Below are 2,312 nucleotides of genomic sequence, written 5' to 3'. Positions count from 1 at the left end.
TGCTAATAAAGACTTGAAATTGCCAAGAATGATTGGGGCATACAGATTCCACTCCAGGTCTATCGAAGCTGACCAAGCGGTCTATCATACCGAGATAATGAATTTAAAAACGAGCATAACAAAGTCGCTTCTTCAAGTTAATGACAAAAACAACAAGGTCAATGACGCGCACACTACCCGCATAAAGAATTGCACTGAATACCTTAACCATCCTCCTTTAAACACAGAAACCACTCCCTTCCGACGAGGAATTCATTTTTCCTCGTTGCCGCCCTCCCCCAGTAGTCTACGTGTGACCGAAGAGGGTTAGTTGTCAGTTGACACGGGGCGGCTACAACTTGCAGAACATCCCCAGGCGCCCTTAAAACGTTACTGAGTCGACTGCACCACTGACCGAAAACCGCTCGCGATAAGCCTGCGGGGTTACGCCCATGGCCCTCAAAAAACTGCGACGCAACGTCTCTTCGCTGCCAAAGCCACATTGCATCGCCACCCGTTTGATCGGCACGCCGGTATCGCTGAGCAACCGTCGCGCCGTTTCGACCCGGATCAATTCAATGGCTCGCGCCGGGGTTTGCCCGGTGTCCGCGCGAAAGTGGCGCACAAAGCTGCGCTCGCTCATGCCTGCCTGCAAGGCCAGCGTTGGAATACCGAGGTCTTTGGTCAGATTCTCACTGATCCAGGCGTGAAGTTCGTCGAAACGGTTGCCTTCTTTCTGCAATGACAATGTAACGCTAAACTGCGACTGCCCACCCGGACGCTTGAGGAATACCACCAGTTGTTGGGCGACTTCCAAGGCCATGTTGCGGCCTAGGTCCTCTTCGACCATGGCCAAGGCGAGGTCGATGCCTGCCGTGACCCCGGCCGAAGTCCAGACCGGTCCGTCGTTGATGAAGATTGGGTTGGGTTCGACGTGAAGGCGCGGATGTTGCTGCGCCAACTGCTCACAACGCGTCCAGTGCGTGACCACCCGCCGGCCATCGAGCCACCCACTGGCCGCCAACAAAAACGCACCGGTACACACCGACGATACCCGCCGACAAGCTGCCGCATGTTCACGTACCCACGCCACCAGCGACTCGTCTTCTGCCGCCGCGTAAACGCCCCAGCCACCGGCAATGATCAGCGTGTCACTACCGCCCTCGGGCAATGCTTCGGCCRATAGCGCCAGCCCCGCCGACGACATCACAGCCCCGCCACCGCAGGCAATTACCGAGGGTGCATAGGGCGGCGGCAGCCCTTTCTGGCGAGCAATGTCGTTGGCCGAGGCAAATACCTGCAAGGGCCCGGTGACGTCGAGCAGTTGCACATTGGTAAACGCGAGCACGTGAATGGCTTTCGGCATGATTGGCGTAATTCGTGGGGTAATTGGCGGATACGCCAAATCCTACGAGCCTACAGTGAAGACGTCCACTCACTTCAGGAGAAATAAGCCATGACGTTGCAGATCGGTTTTCTGTTGTTTCCTCAGGTTCAGCAACTCGACCTGACAGGCCCTTACGACGTATTGGCCTCATTGCCGGACGTGAAGGTGCATTTGGTCTGGAAGGACCTGGTGCCGGTTACCGCGAGCACCGGTCTAATGCTGAAACCCACCGTGACATTCGACGATTGTCCGGCGCTGGATGTGATTTGCGTGCCTGGCGGCGGCGGTGTCGGGCCGTTGATGGAGGATGAACAAACCCTGGTCTTCATCAAGGCTCAAGCTGCCAACGCGCGGTATGTCACATCGGTTTGCACCGGTGCGCTGGTGCTCGGCGCCGCCGGGTTGCTCAAGGGCAAACGGGCTACGACCCACTGGGCCTACCACGAACTGCTCAAGCCACTGGGTGCGATCCCGGTGAAGGACCGTGTGGTACGCGATGGCAATCTGCTGACCGGTGGCGGGATTACCGCTGGGATCGATTTTGCCCTGACCCTGGCGGCAGAATTGTTCGATAAAGACACGGCGCAACTGGTGCAGTTACAGCTGGAATATGCCCCGGCACCACCCTTCCAGTCGGGCAGCCCTGACACAGCCCCGCAGAGTGTTCTGGCCGAGGCGCATCGCCGTGCAGCCGCGTCACTTGAGCTACGGGCCCAAATCACCGAACGGGCAGCGGCCAGGCTCTAAGCAGCACCAGACTTTTCGACAGGCGAAAAAAAACCCGCCGAAGCGGGTTTTCCCAAGACCATTGTCGACTCCCTGTCGGTAGCCAATCCTTGCTGATGGTCGATCGTCCGTGATCCTGAAGCGCTTCCTGTGCTTCAGTTGATGGGGTTAGATTACGTGTCGGATCCAATTTGCAACAGACGACATAGCTACCACCGCG

At 57.5% G+C, this 2,312-nt stretch carries 2 protein-coding genes; one reads left to right on the top strand and one right to left on the bottom strand.

Annotated features, from left to right (window positions below; translation table 11 throughout):
- Positions 1-361: 361 nt before the first annotated feature.
- Positions 362-1,345, bottom strand: a complete 984-nt coding sequence (locus tag AC1DRJ_RS24840) for a GlxA family transcriptional regulator (protein WP_477804491.1) — start codon at positions 1,343-1,345, stop codon at positions 362-364.
- Positions 1,346-1,435: 90 nt separating this feature from the next.
- On the opposite strand from AC1DRJ_RS24840, the gene inhA reads away from it, so the two are divergent.
- The gene (inhA, locus tag AC1DRJ_RS24835; RefSeq protein WP_477804490.1) at positions 1,436-2,113 is read left to right on the top strand and encodes an isonitrile hydratase; all 678 of its coding nucleotides are present in this window, start codon (positions 1,436-1,438) and stop codon (positions 2,111-2,113) included.
- Positions 2,114-2,312: the final 199 nt, after the last annotated feature.

This window comes from Pseudomonas sp. P5_B2 (assembly GCF_056400445.1).
Note: the sequence above shows the minus strand (reverse complement) of the source record. Positions and strands in the feature narration are given on the sequence as shown.